Annotated in this window: 23 protein-coding genes; 9 read left to right on the top strand and 14 right to left on the bottom strand. The window is 64.8% G+C overall.

What is annotated here, in order from left to right:
* The first annotated feature begins 624 nt into the window (after window positions 1-624).
* A complete protein-coding gene (locus ABZ942_RS38395) occupies window positions 625-1,785 on the top strand; it encodes an epoxide hydrolase (protein WP_357391040.1) in 1,161 nt (386 codons plus the stop codon).
* On the opposite strand, the gene ABZ942_RS38390 is transcribed toward ABZ942_RS38395, so the two are convergent.
* Both ABZ942_RS38390 and ABZ942_RS38385 read right to left on the bottom strand, forming a co-directional pair.
* Window positions 1,782-2,066, bottom strand: a complete 285-nt coding sequence (locus tag ABZ942_RS38390; protein ID WP_357391186.1) for a helix-turn-helix transcriptional regulator — start codon at window positions 2,064-2,066, stop codon at window positions 1,782-1,784. The genes ABZ942_RS38395 and ABZ942_RS38390 overlap by 4 nt on opposite strands.
* 385 nt (window positions 2,067-2,451) lie before the next feature.
* Window positions 2,452-2,727: a hypothetical protein gene (locus ABZ942_RS38385; protein ID WP_357391038.1), complete on the bottom strand. Its 276-nt coding sequence runs from the start codon at window positions 2,725-2,727 to the stop codon at window positions 2,452-2,454.
* A 252-nt stretch (window positions 2,728-2,979) separates the two neighbouring features.
* Here ABZ942_RS38385 and ABZ942_RS38380 point away from each other — a divergent pair, with 252 nt between their 5' ends.
* A complete protein-coding gene (locus tag ABZ942_RS38380; RefSeq protein ID WP_357391036.1) occupies window positions 2,980-3,831 on the top strand; it encodes a dioxygenase in 852 nt (283 codons plus the stop codon).
* A gap of 377 nt (window positions 3,832-4,208) precedes the next feature.
* Entirely contained in the window at window positions 4,209-4,742 is a 534-nt protein-coding gene (locus ABZ942_RS38375) for a GNAT family N-acetyltransferase (protein WP_357391034.1), read from the top strand.
* A gap of 209 nt (window positions 4,743-4,951) precedes the next feature.
* Here ABZ942_RS38375 and ABZ942_RS38370 read toward each other — a convergent pair whose 3' ends face one another.
* Entirely contained in the window at window positions 4,952-5,116 is a 165-nt protein-coding gene (locus ABZ942_RS38370; RefSeq protein ID WP_357391032.1) for a hypothetical protein, read from the bottom strand.
* Between the two features lie 148 nt (window positions 5,117-5,264).
* Here ABZ942_RS38370 and ABZ942_RS38365 point away from each other — a divergent pair, with 148 nt between their 5' ends.
* A complete protein-coding gene (locus tag ABZ942_RS38365) occupies window positions 5,265-5,912 on the top strand; it encodes a TetR/AcrR family transcriptional regulator (RefSeq protein WP_357391030.1) in 648 nt (215 codons plus the stop codon).
* Window positions 5,913-6,055: 143 nt separating this feature from the next.
* Here the strand turns inward: ABZ942_RS38365 and ABZ942_RS38360 are convergent, their stop codons facing one another.
* Both ABZ942_RS38360 and ABZ942_RS38355 read right to left on the bottom strand, forming a co-directional pair.
* A complete protein-coding gene (locus ABZ942_RS38360) occupies window positions 6,056-6,913 on the bottom strand; it encodes an SDR family NAD(P)-dependent oxidoreductase (RefSeq protein WP_357391028.1) in 858 nt (285 codons plus the stop codon).
* Window positions 6,914-6,963: 50 nt separating this feature from the next.
* Window positions 6,964-7,311 (bottom strand): antibiotic biosynthesis monooxygenase, encoded by a 348-nt coding sequence (locus ABZ942_RS38355; RefSeq protein ID WP_357391026.1) that lies wholly within the window; start codon window positions 7,309-7,311, stop codon window positions 6,964-6,966.
* Window positions 7,312-7,795: 484 nt separating this feature from the next.
* Between ABZ942_RS38355 and ABZ942_RS38350 the strand changes: the two genes are divergently transcribed.
* The 3 genes from ABZ942_RS38350 (at window position 7,796) to ABZ942_RS38340 (ending at window position 10,394) form a co-directional block, all read left to right on the top strand.
* On the top strand, window positions 7,796-7,927 hold the full coding sequence (locus tag ABZ942_RS38350; protein WP_357391024.1) for a hypothetical protein: 132 nt from the start codon (window positions 7,796-7,798) through the stop codon (window positions 7,925-7,927).
* Between the two features lie 252 nt (window positions 7,928-8,179).
* Complete coding sequence (locus ABZ942_RS38345) at window positions 8,180-9,184, top strand: class I SAM-dependent methyltransferase (RefSeq protein WP_357391022.1); 1,005 nt, start codon at window positions 8,180-8,182, stop codon at window positions 9,182-9,184.
* A 94-nt stretch (window positions 9,185-9,278) separates the two neighbouring features.
* Entirely contained in the window at window positions 9,279-10,394 is a 1,116-nt protein-coding gene (locus ABZ942_RS38340; RefSeq protein ID WP_357391020.1) for a serine hydrolase domain-containing protein, read from the top strand.
* Here the strand turns inward: ABZ942_RS38340 and ABZ942_RS38335 are convergent.
* The 7 genes from ABZ942_RS38335 to ABZ942_RS38305 form a co-directional block, all read right to left on the bottom strand.
* Window positions 10,335-10,910 (bottom strand): GNAT family N-acetyltransferase, encoded by a 576-nt coding sequence (locus ABZ942_RS38335; protein ID WP_357391018.1) that lies wholly within the window; start codon window positions 10,908-10,910, stop codon window positions 10,335-10,337. The genes ABZ942_RS38340 and ABZ942_RS38335 overlap by 60 nt on opposite strands.
* Window positions 10,911-10,918: 8 nt before the next feature.
* Window positions 10,919-11,284: a pyridoxamine 5'-phosphate oxidase family protein gene (locus ABZ942_RS38330; RefSeq protein WP_357391016.1), complete on the bottom strand. Its 366-nt coding sequence runs from the start codon at window positions 11,282-11,284 to the stop codon at window positions 10,919-10,921.
* 22 nt (window positions 11,285-11,306) lie between these two features.
* Complete coding sequence (locus tag ABZ942_RS38325; RefSeq protein ID WP_357391014.1) at window positions 11,307-12,047, bottom strand: MerR family transcriptional regulator; 741 nt, start codon at window positions 12,045-12,047, stop codon at window positions 11,307-11,309.
* A gap of 77 nt (window positions 12,048-12,124) precedes the next feature.
* Window positions 12,125-12,265 (bottom strand): hypothetical protein, encoded by a 141-nt coding sequence (locus ABZ942_RS38320; protein WP_357391012.1) that lies wholly within the window; start codon window positions 12,263-12,265, stop codon window positions 12,125-12,127.
* A 16-nt stretch (window positions 12,266-12,281) separates the two neighbouring features.
* The gene (locus ABZ942_RS38315; protein ID WP_357391010.1) at window positions 12,282-13,160 is read right to left on the bottom strand and encodes a cyclase family protein; all 879 of its coding nucleotides are present in this window, start codon (window positions 13,158-13,160) and stop codon (window positions 12,282-12,284) included.
* A gap of 381 nt (window positions 13,161-13,541) precedes the next feature.
* Window positions 13,542-13,976 carry a cupin domain-containing protein gene (locus ABZ942_RS38310; RefSeq protein ID WP_357391008.1) on the bottom strand — a complete coding sequence of 145 codons (435 nt, stop codon included), beginning with the start codon at window positions 13,974-13,976 and terminating at the stop codon, window positions 13,542-13,544.
* Between the two features lie 225 nt (window positions 13,977-14,201).
* On the bottom strand, window positions 14,202-14,384 hold the full coding sequence (locus ABZ942_RS38305; RefSeq protein ID WP_357391006.1) for a hypothetical protein: 183 nt from the start codon (window positions 14,382-14,384) through the stop codon (window positions 14,202-14,204).
* 503 nt (window positions 14,385-14,887) lie between these two features.
* On the opposite strand from ABZ942_RS38305, the gene ABZ942_RS38300 reads away from it, so the two are divergent.
* Together ABZ942_RS38300 and ABZ942_RS38295 are read left to right on the top strand one after the other, a co-directional pair.
* A complete protein-coding gene (locus ABZ942_RS38300; RefSeq protein ID WP_357391004.1) occupies window positions 14,888-16,462 on the top strand; it encodes an acetolactate synthase large subunit in 1,575 nt (524 codons plus the stop codon).
* Window positions 16,463-16,551: 89 nt separating this feature from the next.
* Window positions 16,552-16,902 (top strand): hypothetical protein, encoded by a 351-nt coding sequence (locus ABZ942_RS38295; RefSeq protein WP_357391002.1) that lies wholly within the window; start codon window positions 16,552-16,554, stop codon window positions 16,900-16,902.
* Window positions 16,903-18,047: 1,145 nt separating this feature from the next.
* Here ABZ942_RS38295 and ABZ942_RS38290 read toward each other — a convergent pair.
* Both ABZ942_RS38290 and ABZ942_RS38285 read right to left on the bottom strand, forming a co-directional pair.
* Window positions 18,048-18,854: an SDR family oxidoreductase gene (locus ABZ942_RS38290; RefSeq protein WP_357391000.1), complete on the bottom strand. Its 807-nt coding sequence runs from the start codon at window positions 18,852-18,854 to the stop codon at window positions 18,048-18,050.
* A 368-nt stretch (window positions 18,855-19,222) separates the two neighbouring features.
* Window positions 19,223-19,630 (bottom strand): VOC family protein, encoded by a 408-nt coding sequence (locus tag ABZ942_RS38285; RefSeq protein WP_357390998.1) that lies wholly within the window; start codon window positions 19,628-19,630, stop codon window positions 19,223-19,225.
* Window positions 19,631-19,636: the final 6 nt, after the last annotated feature.

Here is a 19,636-nt window from a genome sequence, read left to right as displayed (position 1 = left end):
GATTACCGGCTGGGCGCACCTCGGGCGTCGAATACGGCTCGACGCCCATGGAGTCAAACAAAGATTTCCGCGTACGTCAAGAAGCTGCAGAATCGGATTCGAAGATCGATCGAAACCGATCATCCAACCACCCTGCACTATCAGAACTTAACGCCGTCCTCGTTGTCGATCAGGCCTGCTGCGCGGCGCACTCAGCAGTCGCAGGTGGTCGGCATCGGCTCGAGCGGGGAACAGGAAGCGGCGGCGCGGGAAGGCGTAGGACAGCTCGTGGCGTAGGTCGACCAACGCCTGTTGTCCCCCGGCGCCGCTGTGACCGAACGCGCCGGCGCCGAGAACCGGGTAGGTCTCCGACGACGACCGCCGCAGCGTGTGGTGATCAACTGCCCCAACGACACTGGCAGCTCGCCGTGGACCGGGAATGCTCGCTCATAGCCTCGGTGTCGACTCCGAGACATTGCCCCGTAGTAGTCGGACTTGGTGTCGATCCCCAGATCCCGAAGATATGGCGTTGTCGAACATGAGCGCTCATGCAGCGCACATGCCCTCAGCTGATCGCTGCTGTGACGTCGATTTGCGCAATTCTGTGCATCGTCCGCGTCGGAGTTTCGTCCTAGTGTCGCGGTCGTGACCGAGATCAAACCCTTTCCGATAAGCGTTCCCGAACGTGACCTGGAGGACCTGCGAGAGCGTCTCGACCGTGTTCGGCTTCCCGAAGTAGAGACGGTTCCCGACGGTACCCAGGGCATCGGCTTGGAACGTCTGCAGAGCCTGCTGGCCGCCTGGCGGCAGCACGAGTGGCGAGCTCTGGAGAAGCGATGGAATGCGTTGCCGCACTACCGAACTCGTCTGGATGGCCTGAACATCGCGTTCTGGCATGTGCGCTCGCGCGAGCCCGACGCGTTTCCTCTGGTGTTGACACACGGCTGGCCCGGCTCGGTGCTGGAGTTCGAAAGCGTCATCGGACCGCTGACCGACCCGGTCGCGCACGGCGGCTCCGCCGGCGACGCCTTCGACGTGGTCATACCCGCCCTGCCCGGTTTCGGGTTCAGCGAGCGGCCTCAGGAACCCGGCTGGAACCCTAGCCGTACCGCACGGGCCTGGGCAGATCTTATGACCAGGCTCGGGTACGAACGCTTCGGGGCGCACGGCGGCGACTGGGGCGCGCACGTAAGCACCGAGCTGGCTCGCCTGGCACCCGAACGTGTTGCCGCCCTGCATCTGACCATGCCGATCGCCGCTCCCCTGCCCGAGGATGTGGCGACAGCCGACGACGCGGAACAAGCCATGCTCGCCAAACGTGACAGATTCATGCGGACCGGCCCCACCCATGTGATTGTCCAAGGCATGCTCCCGCAGACGCTCGGCTACTCCCTGCTCGACTCGCCGGCCGGGCTCGCCGCGTGGCTGAGCGAGGCGCTGGTCGCGTTTTCGGATACCCGCCCCGAAGCGGGTGGTGGTGTCAGCGTGGCGCAACAGGTGGACGACATTGCCCTGTATTGGTTCACCGGCACTGGCGCCTCCACCGCTCGCTGGTACTGGGAGGCGGTGCGATGGACGCCGCGCAGCGCGGAGGCGCAGAACGCACAGACGGTGACGGTTCCTACGGCCTGCACATTGTTTCCGGCCGAACCGTTCCCAGTCGCCCGGAGCTGGGCGCAACGGCGCTATCGCAATCTCATCAGCTGGAACGAGATGGAGTTCGGCGGCCACTATCCAGGCTGGGAAAGTCCCGGTGTGCTGGTCGGTGAGCTCAGAAACGCCTTCCGCCAGGTCCGCGGTCGCTAGAGCCGTGCTGGCTTACCTGACGGTTGCCAGCGTGACGGGCGGACACCGGTCTCGCGGACGAAAACCGCGGAAAGGTGTGCAGCGCTGTAGAATCCGCACAGTTGCGCTGCCCGGACGACCGTGACGCCCCGTTCCAGCAGTCGTTTGACCTCAGCGATGCGGAGCAGGGTGAGATAGCGGTGCGGTGTGTGGCCAGTGGCTCGCTTGAACATTCGCAAGAAGTGGTAGGGACTGAAACGAGCCACACCGGCCAGGTCCGCGAGAGTCACGGTCCGCTCCATCTGATCCTGCATGTACACCACCGCCCGCAGCACAGGGCTTCCGGCTTCTCCGGGGACGAGTTCGCGGTCACGGGTAAGCAGCTCGACGAGTGCGCTGCCGTCTGATCCACCGCTCAGCGCGTGCTGCCTTGAATTACCTGACCTGCACATCCGATTCCTTCCTGCTTCTTCCTGTCTTGCGGCCGCCACTCCGTTTCCGCCGCTCCGACCGGTGACGATTACGGCGTGACCAGCACAATCCCTGTCCGGAAATACGTCGTCGATCCACCGAGCCCACGCATGCGGATGCGTCCGGGTGCGCCTGTCCATTTCACGTACCGACAACCGGGCATCAGCCACGCTCACCGACTCGCGTGACAGTCAAAACCATGCCGCCGCGACATGGTCAAATCGCGTCAGCAGCTGACAGCCACCAGAGATCCAAGATCAGAGCGCGCGTATGGCGGGTGAGCAAGTGCACGGTCAACAAGGCCGCAGCCGCCTCGGCATACAGGTCGTCACCCCCGCCCGTGCCGCCGAGCGCCAGGACGGTCTCCTCGATCATCGGGTCCCCTGCGGACAACGACGCGGCCATGGCGTCGAAATCCACCGCGCAGCCATCCAGTTGCGCCGCAACCGAATCCACGATGCCCCGCGGAATATGGACCACCACACTGCGCATCGCCCCTTCCCCCCGATAACGACCCGTCCATCTGCATCGGGGGTAACGGAGAACAGCGCACCCTCCGCACGGCGGCCCCCTTCGCTCAGCATTGCTTGACCATGCCGCTACGTCACGGCCGACACTGTTGGTCGAGTCGACGGAGACCGTGCTGAGTGCGGCAGCACAAGGCACCGATCTCGCCCCAGCTCGACCAGGCACTGGCTGCCGTCGCAAAATTCCTCTCCCGGTAACGGTCCTCAGGAGCACATCATGACCACCTCCCCAGCGTCACCCACTGCCGCCGGGTCCGGCGCGAACGCCACCGCTGCCTTCCGTGCCAGCGTCACCCGGAGCGGTCCTGCCGACGCCGACCGGCAGCGTGTCAGCACCGTCGTGCAAGCCCTCGTCGACGCCGTCCGCGGTGTGATCCGCGACCACGAGATCACCTACCCGGAGTTCCGGAGGGCCGAGCAATGGATGATGGACCTCGGCGAGGGCGGAGAATGGCCGCTGTTCCTGGATGTGTTCGTCGAGCACGAGGTCGAGAGTGTTGCCGAACGCACGCAGCACGGCACCAAGGGCACCATCGAGGGTCCCTACTACCTGCCCGGCCAGAAACGCCTGCCCGCGACGGCTACCCTCCCGCAGCGCGACGACGAGAAGGGCGACACCCTCGTCCTCACCGGCCAGGTCCGCGCCCTCGACGGAACCCCGCTCGGCGGCGCCGAAGTGGACATCTGGCAGGCCGACGCCGACGGGTACTACTCCGGCTTCGCCCCGCACATCCCCGACGGAAACCTCCGTGGCGTGATCACCACCGACGAGCAGGGCCGGTTCGAGATCACCACCGTCCGGCCCGCGCCGTACCAGATCCCCACGGACGGCCCCACCGGCGCACTCCTCACCGCCGCAGGCTGGCATCCCTGGCGCCCGGCCCACCTGCACCTGATCGTCTGCGCTACCGGATACCGGCAGATCACCACCCAGCTGTACTTCCAGGGTGGCGACTGGCTCGACTCCGATGTCGCGAGCGCCACCAAAGACGAGCTCATCCTCGCCACTGTTCGTCTAGGCGACGGCCTGTTGTGCGCCAGTTACGACTTCGACCTCGAACCCGTCTGACCAGTCAATGCGGCGTGCGGCCGGGCGCGACCTGGCCGTACCCGGGCCTTCTATGACCTGATCCGTGCCCGACAACCCTGTGGCGCATCTTCCAACTTGACTGTGCCGTGGCGGCATGAACTGGACTGTCGACTGTCCGGCGCGCAGATGTCGTGATCGTTTCCCACCCGGAGCACGAAAGGATTCCCATGATGCTGTATCTGACCGACACGCCGGAATCGGCGGCGGTGCACACCTCCACCACCTGGCCAGCAGGCACGCCATTCTTTCGTGAGACGTCCCGCGTCGGAAAACTCCAGGAATCACCCAACCGACGACCGCTCAGAGTCGACGGCCCCGCCGCATTGTCCATCCGCACCACTGATTAGGAACCGCTCATGGCCGCACAGTCGCCGAACCAGACAGATCTACCCCCTGACGCCCTGTCGAACGTACTCCCTGACTCCACACTGTCCACCTTCACCGCCGACGATCTCGCCGAACTCGTTGTCCTGCAACGATGCTGCTGGGTCCCAGAGGCAGCGCTCAACAACATGCTCGACCTCCCCCCACTGCACGAAACCCACGACGAGGTACTGGCGTGGGCGACCACATCGACGACTCTGGTCGTGCGACAACACGGACGTCTGGTCGCCGCGGTACGCGGCCAGGTCGAAGACAGCGACTGGCACGTCGGCCGACTCATGGTCGCCCCCGACCTCACCGGCCGGGGAATCGGTCGCCATCTGCTGCGCCTGATCGAAACTCTCGCACCCCCGCACATCGAACAATTCATCCTGTTCACCGGCGCCCGCAGCGAACGCAACATCCGCATGTACCAGAACGCGAGCTACCGACTCCTCCCCACACCGGACCCCCTCCCGCCCAACCACATCAGCGGCGCGGTCCACATGGTGAAACCCCGGCTATGAGACGCCGGGCCGGGCTTACGCGGCGGCGATCGACAACAAGCACGTGGCGACGGTGGCGGCGTTCCCGCGGAACATCCACGCCCCATCGGCCCACGGGCTGACCAACCACAGCCGAACCACTCTCGACGACCCTAGCTATACAGAGGCATACGGGATCGGCTGGCAGCTGGACCCGCCCGGCAGCCCTCCAGCTGGCGAGAGTGCTGGGGTCAGGACGCGCGCCGATGGGCCGCCGAGGAGGGCATACGAGACGGTCGCGTACCGCTCATGGCGGCGGTCAGGATGACTCCGAGCAGGGTTGTCGGCCTGCCGCGGCCAGCGGCACCGGGGGCGGACTGCGCGTCCGGCGGATCGGAAGGGTGGTTGTCGGTCACTGTTGTTCATTCCTTGTCACTGAGCCGATCAGGCTTCGGTAATAGCTGATTACTTAAGTTATAGACTATAACCAAACTTGGTTTGAGGCAATCATCGAAGTGATAGCCTCTAACCTCGGTGGTGGACAGCCAGGCAAAGGGGGCAGTCGTGACGGACACGCCGGTGAAGAGTCCACGCGAGCGCTATCGCGTGCAGATGCAGGCAGAGATCAAGCAGTGCGCCTGGGAACAGATGGCTACCGACGGTCCGTCCGCGCTGTCGCTCAAGGCGATCGCCAAGCGCATGGGCATGAGCGGACCCGCCCTGTACCGGTACTACGCCAGCCGCGACGAGTTGATCACCGCGCTCATTCGCGATTCCTATCGGAGCCTGGCCGACACCCTCCGCACGGCCCGAGACTCCGGCGCTGACGCGGTCGGGCTCGCCGACGCCGCGCGGGAATGGGCGCTGGCCGACCCTCAGCGATACTTTCTCATGTACGGCACGCCGATCCCCGGCTATCGCGCCCCCGACGACACCATTTCGATTGCCCAGGAGATCATGGCGGTGTTGATCGAGGCATTCGCCGCGCAGCCCATCGACGAGCAGGCGACACCGTTCGACGCCAACCTCGAACACCATCGCCATTGGGCCCCGGACGATTCCGTACCGACCACCACCGTGCACCGCGCCCTGTCGTTCTGGACTCGAACCCACGGCGTCCTGTCCCTCGAACTCGCCGGCCACTTCACCGGAATGGAGTTCGACCCCGCTCTCCTATACGCCGACGAATTGAACAGCCTTGCGCCACGCTGAATTCAGCACCCTTTGAAGCGGTTGTCGCCGGACCACCCCGTGTTGGCCCAGATCTTCGGTGACGCGGGGGTAGATCCCGGCGAGTTCGTGAAGCGGTGTGCGTGGCTTACCGGTTTATGAGCTGATCCGTTGAGCTGGCACTGTCATGTCGTCGACCCGTCCCATCCGGCGAACTCGGCCACATGCCGAGCCGACGACATCGCGGCAATGATTGCCTCGGTCCGAGCCGTGAGAGCTGGCACGACGGAATCGTCGGTGGGGATGTAGAGGCGCTCCTCGCGGATCGCGTCGAGGGCCAGCTGCCCGGCATCGTCGTTGGTTACATTGCTGTTGTTCAGGACCGCGTGGGCTTTTTCGAGTTTCTCGGCGTGCTGCTGTGACTGGGCGGGCGCGTGCTCCGGTCGCAGCCGATGGGCGTTGCGGAGAATGTCGGTGGCGACCGCGCCGGGGCACAGGAGGCTGACGCCGATGCCGAATCTGGCCAGTTCCGCGCGCATCGACTCGGTCAGGCCGACGATTCCGAATTTCGATGTTTCATACAGGAACCCGGTTCCGGCGGGTACCAATCCCGCTGCCGACGCGGAATTGACGATGTAGGAATCACCGCCCCGATTGATCATGCGTGGCACGAAGGTCTGCATGCCGTTGTAGACGCCGCCGAGGTTGACGCCGATCACCCAGTCCCAGAGGGTGTAGTTCATCTGGGTGGGCGAGATGAATTCGTGCACACCGGCGTTGTTGAACAGCAGCGACACGGGGCCGAGATCGGATTCGACTTGGTCGGCAACGCGTTCGTAGGCCTCGCGGTCGCGGACGTCGAGGAGATATGTCTCGGTTCTGGTCAGGTCCGACAGTTCGGTCCTTGCCTGAGCGAGTGCGTTCTCGTCGACGTCGACGAGGGCCAGGGTGATACCGGCCTTGGCGCAGGCACGTGCTATGCCGAGCCCGATGCCCCGCGCACCGCCGGTGATGAAGGCCGTCCGGCCTTTGAAGTTGTCCACTTTGTTCCTGCTTTCCGGTGTTGGTGCATCTGGTGAGTGAATGCTGACGATCAGAGAGAACGCGGGTCTCTTTCGTTGGTCACGTCGAATTTGCGCACCTCATTGCGCATATGGGGGATCCATTTGGTGAAGAGCGCCTTGACCTCTGGTGTGGCGAGGTGTCGGTCGAGGGCTTCCTGCGATGACCATTGCTCGAGCACCGTGACAGTCCCGGACGCCGCGTCGTGCAGGGTGAAAGAGATCAGTAAGTTTCCGGGATTCGCCGCGGCGATCGGGTAGGTCGACTGGGCTTCGGCGACGAACGTTTCGACGTCGCGCGTGGGCACGAAGACCCGGCCGGAGACAATGATGGTCGTCCGGGCGTGGTGCTCGTCTGCCTCGTCGTGGTGCGGATTCACTGTTGCGACTCATCCTTCGTATTCGGGCGCGGCGCGGTCCGTCTCCGCGCGAGCAGTGAACCGCCGGAGTTACACCCGCACTTCGCTGCGTCGTGCAGGAAGCTGACCGCAGCCCATCGAGGTGCCGGTACCGCGATCGGACCGAAGCGTAGCCAGGCCGGCAGGCGGCCAGACACCCGCTGAACGGCTGGAACAGTCAGCCTTTCGGTGGAGGCCAGCGTACGTTTGCAGGTTGTCGGCGCTCGTTGAATCCGGATGATCTGCCGCTCCGGTATTCGCGCGATGGCGAATGTGCCAGCCGTTCTCCAGGTGTACTGGTCCGCAGTTGTGTACCGAGAGAAGCCCGATGGTGCACTGACCCATGGGTTTTCGACGGACTCGTCAGAAACCCGGATAGTGCCGAGCATGTCAGGCAGCGTTCCCGACTTTCTCTACCGCAGCCCGGGTGCGAAAGCGTCGGTTGCGGAGGGGAGGACCGGCGGTGGTGCGAATCGACGCCCACACCCTCTGGTACCGCACCTCGAGTGTCGACGAACTGCTCCGCGCGATCATGGCCTGGTACTACCTCGCCGCCCTGGCCGCGCAGCAAACCGCCACGCTCGCGTTGCGGCCCTGATCGGTGTACTCGGTCCGGTCGGCCGAGAGACTCCGGTCCCCTCCGACGCTCGAACGACAGTTTCGGGTGCCCCACAGCGGAGCGGTCAGTTGACGCAAATGCGCACTAACACATGCGAAGTCGAGGTTGAGTGTGCCGCTGCGGCTGGGTGTGTTCTGAACTGTGACCGGGTTCGGTGAGCATCCGGTGTCGGCGGATATTTCCCGTGGAGAGGACGTGGCAGTGCACGAAAACGTTGGACAGACAGAAGATATGGACAGGATCCAGGCCGGACTGGCGGCAAAAGCCGCTATGAAGAGCTGGGCCGAGGGTATGGAACTGCTCGAGCTCGTTCGATCCGCCCACGAGGCGGGTTGGCTCGACCAGCTGCGCACAGCGACCACCTCTGCGGAACTAGCCGCCGCACAGGGCGTTGCGGTCGAGCAGGCTTTGAATGTCCTGACAGTGTTCACTGTCGCCGGAATAGTGGAAGCCGACGACGCCTCGTTTCGGCTGACCCCCACCTTCGATGCTCTTGTTACGGGCGTGTCCGGCATCGAGATGTCGGCCGTACTCGATGCGCTGGACCTGGCACGGCACCAGGTCGGGCGGGCGGTGCGGCCGAACGCCGACCCGCCCGGCCTCGCCGGGGAGCACGCGCTGGTCCTCGCCCGCGACTGGGGCGTGCGGCCCGACGGCGGGGCACAGCAGCTGTACCAGCTCCTGTTCCAGTCGCTACCGGAATTTCGGGACCGACTCGACCAGGGCGGTCCCGTGCTCGACGTCGGCAGTGGAGTAGGAGGTGGGCTCCTGACGACGCTGTCACTGTTCGACACACTGCGCGCCGTCGGAGTCGAAGTCGTCCCGGAGGTCGCTGCCGAGCTTCGCCGCCGCGCCGAAGACGCCGATGTCGCCGACCGCGTAGAGATCCGAACCGTCGACGCCCGTGTCCTGACCTACGAAGCCGCCTTCCCCGTGTGCTATTGGGCGCAAGCCTTTTTCACCACCGACGCCCGCACCGCCACCCTCGCGGTCATCCTGCGCGCACTGCGCCCGGGCGGTCTGCTGCTGATGCAGGAGGACTTCCCGCCGCTGCCGCCGGGCGAACCGACTCTCCGCTCTGTGCTCGATCAGCTCTTCTTCCGACAGCAGGACGCCGCCTTCGGGCTGTCCGCGCAAGCCCTCGCCGCCGAGGCAACTACAGCCGGGTTCGAACGCCCCGAGATCATCGACAATCCACTGGGACAACTCGTCCTCGTCCGCAAACCCGATCTCTGACTCTTCGAATGATCACGGGTGAAGCTGGAGTTTCACCGTCGGAGCCCCTTGACCTCTCTTGCGTACCGTCGAAATCTGTTGGAGGTAAAGAGAATTGAAGTGGCCCCTCGCCGTGGCGGCAGTCCTTGTGCTGGCCGTACCCGCCGCGATCGGTGCGTGCGCCGACGGCAGCATACCGAAATCCCCCACACGTCTGCAGGCACTGCTGGATCAGCTCGTGCGCGACGCCGGTGTTCCCGGAGCGCAGTTGGTGCTCACCCGCGACGGCCATGATGTCCAACTCACCAGCGGTGTGGCCGACACGACCACCGGAGCCGTCTTCCCCGACGCCGCCCGGGCGCGGATCGCGAGCAATACCAAGACATTCGTCGCCTCGGTCGTGCTGCAACTGGTCGCGGAGAACCGCGTGGAACTCGACGCTCCCGTGGAGCGCTATCTCCCCGGCATCGTCACCGGACCCGACGGCGCCGGCAATCGGGTGACCGTCCGAAATCTGTTGCAGCACACCAGCGGAATCCCAGATTATCTCTCCCGATTGGATCTCGACTCCGTCGAAGCACTCACGCAATCCCACTCGATCAGCGACCTGATCCGGCTCGGTCTGGATCAGCGCGCCCCGTTCTCCCCCTGCACCAGTTTCGAGTACTCCAACACCAACTACCTGCTGGCCGGACAACTGATCGAACGGGTGACCGGCGTGGCGGTCGATGTCGAAGTGGCCCAACGGATCATCGGCCCGTTGGGACTGCACGACACGTATTGGCCTCGGTACCCGATCGACAGTGTCATCCGCGGCCCTCACCCGCGGGCCTACCTCGAGTCCGACGTCGGGCGCGTCGACATCACCGATATCGACCCCAACGGCGGTCTGCCCGACGGCGCCATGCTTTCCACCGGCCACGACCTGAACCAGTTCTTCATCGCCCTGTTGTCGGGCACGGTGGTGCCACCGACACAACTCGCCGAGATGCAGCGCACCGTCCCCGACCCGTATTCATCGGATCGGATCGGATTAGGGCTGTTCGGCGGGACCACCGCGTCCGGTGTCGAAACCTGGGGCCATGGTGGGAGCATCCCCGGCTTCTACACCGCCGGCGGCGCTACCCGCGACCGTGCGGTGACGATCATCCTGAATCAGGTTCCCACCGAGTCAGGTCGGGGCATCGACGATGTCATCGGCGCCCTCGTCGACGAGGCCATCCGTCCGTAACTCGAAGAAGATCCAGTAGTCGTGAAGCAGCTGTGGTATTTCCGTCTGCGGGTAGGGCGACCGTTCGACGAATCCGCGTGAGCGATACAACCGTTGGGCATCGACCATGAACCGGGCGGTGTCGAGCCGCACGGTCGACACCGCTCGTTGTGCGGCCTCGCCGAGCAGGCAGTCGAGCAGACGCGAACCGACATGCAGGCCACGGACGTCGGGAACGACGTACATCCGCTTCACCTCGGCAACGCCGGGGCCGAGGGTCCGCAGCCCCGCCACCCCCACCAATCCACGACTCGAATCCTCCGCTACCAAGAGGACATTCGGCGAGTGGTCGTACTCCCGCAGCGACGCGCGCACGCCGGACACATCGGTCAGTGCATCCCGGATGCCGAACGTCGCCAGGAGCTGTCGCTGCGCCGTCGTCATGTAATCCACCAGCAGTGCGGTGATCTCGTCGGTCTCGACAGCAAGGTCGGCATGTCGAATAACGATGGACCCGTTGGTTGCCGTGCGGTCCACGGGTCAGCTCACAGTGCTGGTGGATGCGACCCGAGCATGGCGATCCGAGGCGTGAGGTTGGTGGGAAAGCCTGCCCCGTCGAGCACCTGGACGCGTTCGGGATCCAGTCGCAGCGACGAGAATTGCGGACTGTCCGGGCCCGGTGCGAACAGCCGCAGATCGTATCCGAGCGGCGGCGGCGTGGTCGTGAACAGATCCCAGACGCGGTGTTTCACCGCCGCGTCCTCCTCCCAGCTCGCGACGGATTCGCCCTGCACGACATGCTGGGTGGGGCTCCAATACGAGAACGCCACAACAGGATTCGCGGCCAAGTGGCGCAGCTTCACCGGCGTCTTACCGGTTGCGATGAACCCCACCGGTCGGTCGTCGTCCATCTCCCACAACGGATCGGTCCGGTCAGTGCTCCCCGCTGGAGCCCGCGGCCAGCAGCTCGGCGAGGCGGCGAAGCACATCGAGCTGAACGGGGGTGTATAGCTCGTTCAGAGCCAGGCCGATCGTTTCCGTGGCGACCCGTGCCCCACGTGGCGCCCCGACGGTGAGGTCCTTCAAGTCCGGATGACTACCGAACAGCTGACGCGCGAGCCGGGCCAGTCGCTCCGCGCATTCATGCCGGACGCACTCGTCGGCATCGGCGGGCAACCGGCCGAATTCGGTGACCGCAGGGTGTGTGAAGTACGACTGCAGCATGTCGGCGTAACCATCCAGCGTCGCGGGGCTCAGCACGCGGGTCAGCACAACAGCCAGTGCGCGATCGGCGTCGGACAGGTCCACTTCGACGGCGGCCGTAGCCAATGGGGTCGGCAGATCGGTCGGTGTGGCCTGGCTCAGGCTCAGGGCCAGTTCGGTGCGGATCCGTTGCAGTCGTTCGACAGTCGCCGCGAGCTCGGCATCCAAGGTGCGCAGCGCCTGTTCGGGATGGTGGGTCATATCGCCCATCTCCGCGATCCGGGCCAGCGAGAAACCCAGATCGACAAGGCGTTTTATCCGCAGCAGGCGCACCAGGTGCGGCACACCGTAGAGCTTGTAACCGTTGGACCGCCGCTCGGGCTCGGCCAGCAAGCCGATCTCGTGATAGTGCCGCACCGCCCGCACGCTGGTGCCGGCAAGATCGGCGATCTCACGCGTACTCCAAGCCATCACAATCCCTCCTTCGGAACCCGATCCGCCCGCCGCGAACACAGCACACCAGCAGACACTGTGTCGCAACGGCGCAGTCAAACCAGCAGCTCATAGCATGCGTCCTCCAACCAGCGGAACATCCCGACTGTGCTGACCGAGCCGCCCCGGCCGAGATCAGCCTGCCGCACCCGGATATCGGACCGTACCGGAAACACGGAACCACCGATCAAACTCATGAAACAGTCTCTAACTTCAGAAGATGGCGAGCGGATTGACCGGCACGCCGCTCGCGGCACCGAGCCTCGGAGGCGCGGCAACGAACAGGAAGGTCGACCGGCCCTCCTCGACACAAGCGACCACCAGCTCGGTGGGGTCGGCGACGTCGATCAAAGGCATCCCCAAGCGAGCCAGAGCCACTCGGTGCAACGGACCGGGAACGCGGGGATCGACCGGCGGACGCCCGTCGCCGATGTCACCGGCATAGACAGCCACGTCGTGCTGGTGCATCCAGGCGACCGCGTCGAGAGTCAGACCCGGAATACGTCGGTGCCGACTGGCCGCATAGTCCCAGCCGCCATGCACCACCAACGCGTCCCCACTACGCACCTGCACCCCGGCTCGCGCACATGCCTGCTCGAGCTCCGCGCCGGTCACCCCGTGGCCGTCGGGCAATGGGCCATCGGCGGCCAGATCGACCAGGACGCCGCGGGTTACCACACCGTGGGCGAATATCGCGGTGGACCCGTGCCGGTAGCCCTCCGCACCACCGGCCTGCTCCAACGCGACCCCCGGGTACACCTTGCCGTCCACGACCTGATGCACCAGGGAGTCGAAGTGTGTCACTTCGGGATGGTGCGTCATCATAATGACCAGTTCGGCCGTAGCCAGCGGGGCGGTACCGGTGAACAGCCCCGCCTGCATCACCCCGATCGAGTCCGCGCCCAGCGGCGCGCCGGGCCCGGCCACCAAGGGTGACGTCGGCATGGGCCGCGAGATCGACACGGTCCGCCCGCTGCGCGCCTCGGCGACTGCGGCGGCCCGCACCTCGGCGGTGATCAGGTTCAGGGTGCCCCGCTCGTCGTGCTCGCCCCATCTCCCCCAATTCGTCGGCAGGTCTTCACTCTCGGTCACCGGAGTCTCCATATCAATTCATTGCTCCCAGAAATGTTTCAGCGCGGTCCCGCTGTCGCACGAGAACGCTCGCTGGTGGGGAGTGCACACCCTGCCGCAACGGCAGAGTCAAGTCGACCTGACCGGACGAACTCGGTCACGGCGGTGAGCGCCCACCCGAATTGCCGATCGACTATGCCGTCGGATCACGGTGTCCCCTCGGATCCGAGGGGACACCGGCACGTTTGCGCCGATTTCTGACTTGACCGTGCCGCCGCAGCGCGGTCGAGACTGTCGAGCGCCCCGTGTCCATGTCGGCCGCCAACGCGGTAGCCAGCCCATTGCGTCGCTGAGCATGATTTCATGACGGCCTGGAACTGACACCGACGGTGCGCGGACCCATTATTGACGCGCCGTCGAATCCAGCTCGGCCGGGGTCATTCCGGGCGGGCCGAGTATGACGTCGCCGAATTCGTCGGTCACCGCTTGGAACAATGCCATATCCCATTCGGTCTCCGACGTCGCCAAGTGCGCAGGTGTTCCAGTCCGGCTGATGAGTTCAGCGAACTTACCAGGATTGGTCAGATTGAGCGCACGTGCACCATCAGGGCCGGCATTGATGGTGTGCGGAGTATTCTTCGCAATCGCGTAGAAGTCGCCCGCCCCCAGGGTGAACGTGTCCGGTCCCGACCACACGGTCAAAGCACCGGAGACCACCCAGAGCCGCTCCTCATAGCGAGTATGCAGATGCAACGGAGTCCACGCCCCGCCAGGCAACGTGACATCGCTCAGGTCGAATTGGCCACCGGTTTCATGGGCCGAGATGAGGATGGACAAACGAAGATGCTGACCGAGAACGAATTGCCGGTCCTGCGATACCGAGGGCGGAGCGGGATACTCATTCATGATGACTCCTGGTCGTCGTGGAAATGGTCGTCGTGAAACCTATTGCGGGAGTGCACAACTTGCTGCTACGGCGTGGTCAAGCAGCCAGAAGCGCCCGAGTGACCCCGGCCGGATGAGTAAGCATCGACTCATGACCGCCCGGGACGATCACTGACGTCAACCCCCCTCGGGCAGCGAACTCAGCCCAGGACGGGCCAGCACGCGGTCCTCCTCGCTGAGGATGTAAGCGGCCGGAATACCCACCGTGGTGACCGCCGGGACGTCGAGCGCTTCGAGGAAGTACGCTCCGGTAACGACATACCCGCCCCAACTGTGTGCCACCAGGGTGACCTGCTCCAAGCCCGCGCTTCTCGATCTCGCTCACCACATGGGCCACCGCGTCGGACAGGTGCAATCTGGTCGGTGGGTCTCCGTCGGCCGGGCAGGGCAGGGTCAATGTCAGCGCCTGCTGCCCGGCCGCACGCAGGCGTCGAGCCACCGGCTGCCACGCCCAGCCGCCCTGCCGAGCTCCGGGGATTAACACGAAAACCGACGAATTCCGAGTCATACAGTTTTGGGCCTTTCGTGATCGATGCGCCCCGGCCATGTCGAAGAAGCCCTCGAACTGTCCGGCGCTCGGACGACAGTTTCGACCGTGCCGCAACGGCAAGGTCAACAGGTCCGGCATTCAATCGGCGTGAAATATGCTCTGGCGCATGCGGAGTCAGAGTTTGAGCATGCCGCTACGGCACGGTGTTTCCTGGTCTGCGGCAGGGCCTCGGCAGGTGACTCCGGTGTTATCGGTGGATAGTTCGCTGCCAAGGAGCGGACAAGCCGGTGAAGCGGAACAACTGGAGCAAAGAATGAACGGCGCTGAAGCAATCATCGAAACGATGCTCGACAGCGATGTCCGAGTATGTTTCGGTAACCCGGGCACATCGGAGATGCACTTCGTCGCGGCGCTGGACCGATACCCGCAGATGCGCGGCATCCTCTGCCTGTTCGAGGGGGTCGCGACCGGCGCGGCAGACGGATACGGCCGCATGACGCGACGGCCCGCGGCGACGTTGCTGCACCTCGGCCCCGGCCTCGGAAACGGACTGGCCAATCTCCATAACGCCCGCCGCGCCGGCACTCCCGTGCTCAATATTGTCGGGGACCACTCGCGCGACCACAAACCCCTCGATTCCCCGCTCGACTCCGACATCGACGCGGTCGCCGGATCGGTCTCCGCCTGGCTGTACCGTCCGGCCGACAGCGCTGGACTCGGCCGCGACATCGCCGCCGCGATCGCCGCCACGAGCGGATTCGAGGATTCGGTCGCGCAGCGCACCGGTACCTCCGGATCGATAGCGACGGTGGTGGTACCCGCCGACCTGTCGTGGTCGACGGGTGGCGTGGCAGCGCCCGCACTGCCGAACCGGCCTGCCCGGGATGCCGTCGTCGCCTCCGACGCCGCGGAGAAGATCCTGCGTTCCGGCGAAAAGACCGTCCTGCTGCTCGACGGCGACGCACTCACCGAGGACGGGCTCAACGCGGCTGACCGCATCGCCCAGGCCACCGGAACACTCCTGTTCTGTCCGACCTGGCCCGCAGCGCTGCGTCGAGGAGCGGGAATACCGACGGTGACTCCGCTCGCCTACCGCAGTGAAGACGTGCGCGCCCAGATGGCGGGAGTGCGTCATCTGATACTGGCCGGAGCCCGTTCGCCCGTAGCGTCTTTCGGTTATCCCGACCAGGACGGAAACCTCGTTCCCGCGGGAATCGATCTGCACGTCCTCGCTGACGAGTTCACCCCGGTTCTCTCCGGCCTGACCAGTATCGCCGACCGGATCGCGCCGGAGCTGAAACCCCGCCCCGCACCCGCAACTCTCACCGCCCTACCCAAAGGTGTACTCACCCAAGCCAACTGGGCGTGGGTCATCGGCGGACTGCTGCCACAGGACGCGATCGTCTGCGACGAATCGATCACCGCGGGCATGCAGACGTTGACGGCGGCCACCGCGGGCGCACCTGCCCACGACGCACTCGGGCTGGCCGGATTGGCTGTCGGCCAAGGCCTTCCACTCTCGGTCGGTGCCGCGGTGGCCTGTCCCGATCGACCGGTCGTGTGCCTGGAGGCCGACGGCAGCGCCATGTACACCATTTCCGCCCTATGGACCCAAGCCCGGGAAAACCTGGACATCACCACCGTCGTGCTCAACAACAAGTCCTACGCTATCCTGCGCTCGGAACTCGATCGCGTCGGCGCACAAGGCAATGGCAGCGCTTCCACCCGAATGCTCGACCTCTCCCATCCGGATCTCGACTTCGTCGCCCTCAGCCACGGCATGGGAGTGCCCGCGACCCGCGCCACCACAGCCGAACAACTCGCCGACCAGTTCGCCGCCGCGACCCGGGAACCAGGACCGCACCTGATCGAAGCCGTGCTGTCCTGACCCGAAATTGCCGTTCCGCGTGAGGGTTTCGCCTGCCCACTGCTGCGTCGTGGCCACAGAGGCGTGCCCGAGGATCCATTGGGACGTCGGTGATGTTCATCTGTGGGTCGTCACAACGCGGCAGCCCACCGCAAGGTCAACTCCTGCGCTACCGCAACGGCAAACCCATCACCCGCCGACGCTACGACCACCTCTGGGACCGCCTCGGCCGCCATCTGCCCTGGGTCGCGGCCCAACACATCACCACCCACCGGCTCCGACACACCACCCTCACCTGGGTCGAACGCGCCTTCGGCTACGCCACCGCCCGCGCCGGCCACCACACCCGAACCCACGGCACCACCGCCACCTACGTCAAAGCCGACCTCTACGAAATCACCGCCGCACTAGCAACACTCACCCAACAACGCCATCCACTCCTCACCCACCAGCCCACCTGACAATCACACAACCACCGCACACACCTGGCCCGGTCGCCGCGGTTGAGCGACCGGGCCAGGCAACACCGCGCCACCCGCTCCAGCACTCGTCATCCCGAACCCCTACTCTGGCAATCCAATTCGCAGAAGTACCCCGCAACCAGACAGATCACACCCGGCCGGCAACCCAGATCCACCGACCCTGCACTGAGATCCACTGAAGCCACATCGATTACACATCCTCGCGCAGTGGCCGCGACCGACATACCCATCACGGCAACGACTCCCCTCGAACCACCACAAGCAGCCATACCAACCATCAACCCCCACAGAAGATTTCGGCCTATCCTGGGCACTGCCTGAACCACCCCGCAAACCAGCGGCCGCCGAAACACTTGAACACACCACAAGCCAGCTATTCAGAAGGGAGAGACGAAACCCACTACGACGCAACATGATAGCGATCGTGACAACAGCCAACAGAATACTGTGCTACATTCTAGCGACGTAACTGAACCCCGCTTGAACACACATTGCGCCCCGAGGCGTCGCGACCACGGGCTAAAGTCCCCTCTCGCGCACAACTTGTGTCATCAGTGTCGCCTTCAGGGGTTCAAGAGCCCCCGAACGCGACACATATGCCCCCACCTGGACTCTTTCCACACCTCACCGCTATCGAAGCCAGCTACCGTGTTCAAGACACCTAGAACACGCACGCGCGGCACACGCGAGAAGTTTGCCCGGCCCAGCCAGGAACCCGCCGAAAACCCGACCGTCTGGCCTCTTCGAGATAACAGGATGGTCGCTGGTCCAACACCGACGAAGACCGGACGTGTCGGCGTGTCTCATCGAGCACGTTTTCCCGAACGCATGCGAAGCCAGCAACCAAGGTGTAGTGACCCGACAACCGCTTCTACCGCGAAGCAAAAGCCGGTCGAACACCCCTGAAACGGACACCGCAACGCGACAGCTAGCCCTCGCGTAGCGTGCGGAGCGAAAGCCCGTCCGGAGACTCCGGATCCCGTAACGGAGCAAATGCGGCAACAGGGCTGCCTCAGCATCCACGGACCCCGAACCGCGACAAGCCCCTCCTCGGGCATCGCGACCAACAGCACGGGATCTCCCGGCTCGATCCCCACCCAACGCCGCTCTTCAGCGGCAGCAGCCTAAGGGGTACCCGAGGCGGTCGTCGCGATGCCGCCGTCGACCGGGACGATGGTGCCCGTGAGGTAGGACCCAGCCCGGCTGGCGAGAAACACGGCGATACCCGCCATGTCGTCGTCGCGGCCGAGTCGGCGCAGCGGAGCCGCCGCCGCGATCGTATCGCCGATGGCATCGAGCGTGGACGCCATCATCTGCGACGGGAACACTCCCGGTGCTACCGCGTTCACCGTGATGTGCTGTGGGCCAAGCTCTCTGGCAAGCACTCTGGTGAGTTGATGGAGTGCCGCCTTACTGCTGGCGTACGAGTAGTTGGGTGACTGGGCGACGTGGATGGCGGCGATGCTGCCGATGTTGATGATCCGCGCGGGATCATCGGCGGTGCCCGCCTTGCGAAGTGCGGGCAGCAGCGCCTGCACCAGCCAGAACGGCGACTTGAGGTTGAGGTCGAGCACTGCGTCCCAGGCCTCGTCCGGGAACGTCGCCAGCGGCTCGCGCCACATCGCTCCCGCGTTGTTGACAAGGATGTCCAGGCGTTCGGAGTCGACCTTGACAAGATCAGCGAGGCGCTGACAGTCGTCGTGCCTGGACAGGTCGGCGGGGATTGCTTGAACGTCGCCGAATTCGGACAGTAGCTGCTGTGCCTCCGCGCACCTGTCCGCCTTGCGTGAGCTGATGACGACGCGCGCACCCGCCTGGAGAAGGCCGCGCGCGATCATCATCCCAATCCCACCGGTGCCGCCAGTGACAAGGGCGTACTTCCCACTCAGATCGAAAAGTTCTGTGTGAGTGTTGAATTGGTTGCCCGCCATTGGTTTCCGTCCCTTCTGTCGTGGAAGAATGCGCCGACACGGTCGCGTATTCGGGGCAGCTGAATTGAACTGATGGCTGCAGTGCGTGTCGATGGAGTGTTGTCGGCGCTTTCGCGTTCAACCACGTTGACAGGCGTTTTGGACGTCCGGGAGACCCTGGTGATACAGGTACTGTGCGAGCCCCTTGCCCTGGTGCGCCGACTCAGCCTGGATCCACCGGCTTGATTCCCGGTTGATCGTTTCAGGGTCGCGCAGGCAGTGTTGGGGCTGAGTTGCGGATTCGGGCCTGGGGTGGCCGCTGGTCTGCCCAGCTCTTCCACTTTGTCCACAGGTCTTGCAGCAGATCCGCTTCGGTCGGAAATTGCCGGCTAACCAACCTCAGGCTCGCATGGTCCGAGTAGATCCCACCGGTTGCCTGAGATGTCGAGGAAGACGGCGACCTGCCCGTAAGGCTCGGTGCGCGGCTCGGTCACGAACGACACCCCAGCATCGACCATCCGCCGATATGCCTCTGAGAAGTCGGCCACCCGCAGAAAGAACCCGACCCGACCGGCGGTCTGCTCTCCTATAGTGCGATGTTGCCTGTCCCCGTCCGCCTGGGCGAGCAGGATTCCGGTGGTGGCGGCGGGCGGGCGAACGACTACCCATCGTTTGACGCGACCATCGTCTGTCAGTGATGGAGAGTCTTCGACGAGATCGAAACCTAGTGTCTCGACGAAGAACTCGATGGCCGAGTCGTAAGCCTCGACGATGATCGTAATGAGCTCCAGATGCACTCAGCG

This window comes from Nocardia sp. NPDC046473, assembly GCF_040645995.1.
Taxonomy (GTDB): Bacteria; Actinomycetota; Actinomycetes; order Mycobacteriales; family Mycobacteriaceae; genus Nocardia.
This window is presented reverse-complemented; position numbering and strand designations above follow the sequence as displayed.

Coding starts and splice junctions, on each gene's coding strand:
- ABZ942_RS38290 (WP_357391000.1), bottom strand. CDS start 18,854: ATGGCGGGCAACCAATTCAACACTCACACAGAACTTTTCGATCTGAGT.
- ABZ942_RS38345 (WP_357391022.1), top strand. CDS start 8,180: ATGGACAGGATCCAGGCCGGACTGGCGGCAAAAGCCGCTATGAAGAGC.
- ABZ942_RS38320 (WP_357391012.1), bottom strand. CDS start 12,265: ATGAGTTTGATCGGTGGTTCCGTGTTTCCGGTACGGTCCGATATCCGG.
- ABZ942_RS38385 (WP_357391038.1), bottom strand. CDS start 2,727: ATGCGCAGTGTGGTGGTCCATATTCCGCGGGGCATCGTGGATTCGGTT.
- ABZ942_RS38300 (WP_357391004.1), top strand. CDS start 14,888: ATGAACGGCGCTGAAGCAATCATCGAAACGATGCTCGACAGCGATGTC.
- ABZ942_RS38375 (WP_357391034.1), top strand. CDS start 4,209: ATGGCCGCACAGTCGCCGAACCAGACAGATCTACCCCCTGACGCCCTG.
- ABZ942_RS38380 (WP_357391036.1), top strand. CDS start 2,980: ATGACCACCTCCCCAGCGTCACCCACTGCCGCCGGGTCCGGCGCGAAC.
- ABZ942_RS38390 (WP_357391186.1), bottom strand. CDS start 2,066: ATGGAGCGGACCGTGACTCTCGCGGACCTGGCCGGTGTGGCTCGTTTC.
- ABZ942_RS38330 (WP_357391016.1), bottom strand. CDS start 11,284: ATGGACGACGACCGACCGGTGGGGTTCATCGCAACCGGTAAGACGCCG.
- ABZ942_RS38325 (WP_357391014.1), bottom strand. CDS start 12,047: ATGGCTTGGAGTACGCGTGAGATCGCCGATCTTGCCGGCACCAGCGTG.